Here is a 2,726-nt window from a genome sequence, read left to right as displayed (position 1 = left end):
ACCGTGAACGGCGAGGCCTACTCGTAGCCCATTCCGAGGTTCTGCGCCTGCTGCGCCAGTTCATCCAGCGCGGCATCACTGTCGCGGTCGCGCCGGTCTTTGAACGCCATCAGGTCGACGAATCGGATGCGCCGCTGCGTGCCAGTCTGGCGGAACGGCAGTGATCCGCCTTCGAGCAGCTTCAGCAGACGAGGGCGCGACACGTTCAACATGTCGGCGGCCTCCTGGATCGTCAGTTCTGCCTGGGCCGACGCCACCTGCGTGGCGTTGCCGGCCACCGGCTCTCTGTCTGGCATGCCTACTTCGTGTTCGTCACGATCGTCACCCGCCGGTTCTCCGGCGCCGCCGGCACCGCGCGGTTCAGCAGGTCGTGGTCGCCCTTGCCCTCGGCCTTCAGGCGGTCGGCGGCGATGCTGTGCGTCGTCACCAGGTAGTCGCGCACGCTCTCGGCGCGCTGCTGTGACAGCACCATGTTCGCGTCGGCGTTGCCCCGCGGGTCGGCATGGCCTTCGACGTTGAAGGTGTAGTCGGCCAGCCGGTCGTTCTTCAGTGCACCGGCCACCACGTCGAGTTGCTGCTTCGCCGATTCGGTCAGCTCCGACGAGTTCGTCAGGAACGTGATCAGCAGCGAGGCGCTCGCCTTGCGCTCCGGCGCCGAGACGCCCGCACCGTCGCGGCTCACCTTCAGGCTGCGCGTGACGACCGGCTCAGGCGGCGGCGTCAGCGCGTCCAGCAGGTTGGCCTCGGTGACCTTGTTGCCCTTCAGCACCCGGGTGTCGCCCATATCCTGGGCGCGCAGCGGCGCGGCCAGCAGCGGGGCAGCCAGCGCGGCAGCCAGGACCAGCCCGGCAGTGCGGCGCAGCGAAGACGAATTGAAGCTCAGCGTGTCCATCAGGGACCTCCGTACAGATTCCGCGATCATGACCGCTGCCACCCCCCATCGGAAGCGACGAAGGTCACGCATCCCACGATCAAGGGGCCGCCTTGCCCGCCCCGTCGCCCAGCGTGTCGTCTTCCCACAACCCCGACATCCGCGTGGTTTCCGACGGATCGCCGACCCACACCGCGATCGCGGTGTAGTTGTCCTGCTTCGGCTTGGCCGCGGCGCGGATGGTCTCGCCCATGCGGTCCAGCCAGTCCCCGGCCGAATCGGCGGCGGCGAAGGCCGACTCGATCGCCCGCTTCGAGAACAGGTCCCACCAGCCGTCGGAGCACAGCAGGAAGGCGTCGCCGTCCTCGATCGGCATGTGGGTCTCCAGCGTGCTCGGCTCCACCGGTCCCTCGGTGCCCATCGCGCTGAGCAGCTGGTTCTTGTGCGGGTGGTCGATCGCCTCTTCCGGCGTCAGGTAGCCGGCGTCGACCATGCGCTGCACGACGCTGTCGTYGCGCGTCACGTGGCACACGCGGCCATGGCGCAGCATGTACAGGCGCGAGTCGCCGACGTGCGTCCACAGCGCTTCCTCGCGCCGCATGTCGATCCACAGCGCGACCAGCGTCGCATGCATGCGCTCGGCGCTGCGCTTGCCCTGCTGCTGCTCGTTGATCGCCGCATGCGTGTCRCACACCAGCTGCGTCAGGTACTCGGGCGTCGCCTGCGTCGCCGACTGCAGGCCGAGCGCCGTCATGCGCACCACCATGTCGGAGGCGACGTTGCCGCCCCGGTGCCCGCCGGCCCCGTCGGCCAGCACGGCATAGCAGAACGGCCCGCTGACGCCGTGGCGCAGGTCGTCCTCGTTGCGGCTTCGCCCGCCTACCTCGCTGCGGGCGGCGATCTCGACTTGCAGCATGGGCATGCGTCCGTCAGGTGCGGCCCGGATGGCGCTCGGCGTCCAGGCGGTCCAGCTGGTCTTCATAGGCCTTGATGAAGGCCTTGCCGAACAACTCGTGGAAATCCTCCTGGGCGTCTTCGTGGATGCGCTGGTAGTGCTGCAGGTACTGTTCCCAGAGCTTGGCGCGGCGGTTCATCGGCAGCACGCTGTCGAGCACGCTGTTGCCGGAGAGCTTGCTCTCGAGCTGCGAGGGCTCGAAGCGCTTGAGCACGCCTTCGAGCGCGGCGCGCATGCCCACCATCGTGCCGATCGCGTGGCCGACCAGGTCGTCCATCGCATCGTGCACCGCGGCCGGGCCGACCATGAAGCCGCGCATCGGCGGCTGCAGCAGCTGCTCGATCGCGGTACCGGCATCCGGCGAGAACTTCAGCGGGTTGTTGTTGCGGGCCTGGATCATCGTCACATCGGCGCGCAGCTCCTGCTTGGCGGCGGCCCGCGTGGCGACCAGCTTCAGCGTGCCGTCCACCGAATGGCGCAGCAACTCGCCGATCACCCGCATCAGCGCCGGGTTCAGGCCCTGCGGCGGTTGCAGCTGGATGCCCGCGCCTTCGCAGAACGCGGCCCACAGCGCGTCGGGCGTGGTGTCGCCGGCGGCGTAGGCCGGGGCGGCCGCGGGCGGGCGCGTGGCGGGCGGTGGAACAGCCACGGGCGGTGCCACCGGCGTGGGYGGCATCGGCGTCAGCGGCATCGGTGCCGAGGTCATCAGCGACGGCCGGGCCGGGCGCACGCCGGGCATCGTCGTCGTCGGCGTGAGGTCGTCGCCGCGGATGCGTGCAGCCGGCGGTGCAGCCCGGGGCGGCGCCGGCGGGCGCGGCGCGCTGACCTGCGTCATGTTGGGGTCGAACGGCGGCGCGGCCGCCGGGGTGGGCGGCAGCGGCCGCGCGGGGGGCGCTGGCG

The 2,726-nt window shown here is 70.4% G+C and carries 4 protein-coding genes; all 4 read right to left on the bottom strand.

The genetic code is table 11. From position 1 onward, the window contains the following. Nucleotides 1-17 precede the first annotated feature (17 nt). Complete coding sequence (locus tag AC1D12_RS30285; RefSeq protein ID WP_477844946.1) at nucleotides 18-278, bottom strand: excisionase family DNA-binding protein; 261 nt, start codon at nucleotides 276-278, stop codon at nucleotides 18-20. Nucleotides 279-298: 20 nt separating this feature from the next. Continuing rightward, nucleotides 299-892 carry an OmpA family protein gene (locus tag AC1D12_RS30280; protein ID WP_047511033.1) on the bottom strand — a complete coding sequence of 198 codons (594 nt, stop codon included), beginning with the start codon at nucleotides 890-892 and terminating at the stop codon, nucleotides 299-301. Between the two features lie 79 nt (nucleotides 893-971). Further along, nucleotides 972-1,793 carry a PP2C family protein-serine/threonine phosphatase gene (locus AC1D12_RS30275; RefSeq protein ID WP_477844945.1) on the bottom strand — a complete coding sequence of 274 codons (822 nt, stop codon included), beginning with the start codon at nucleotides 1,791-1,793 and terminating at the stop codon, nucleotides 972-974. 7 nt (nucleotides 1,794-1,800) lie between these two features. Continuing rightward, the coding region (gene tagH, locus AC1D12_RS30270) for a type VI secretion system-associated FHA domain protein TagH (RefSeq protein ID WP_477844944.1) at nucleotides 1,801-2,726 on the bottom strand (926 nt) is incomplete at its 5' end.

It is taken from the genome of Rhizobacter sp. P1_G5, assembly GCF_056405435.1.
This window is presented reverse-complemented; position numbering and strand designations above follow the sequence as displayed.

Bases quoted from the DNA above. Each gene is read 5' to 3' on its own strand.
- AC1D12_RS30280 (WP_047511033.1), bottom strand. From the start codon at position 892: ATGGACACGCTGAGCTTCAATTCGTCTTCGCTGCGCCGCACTGCCGGG.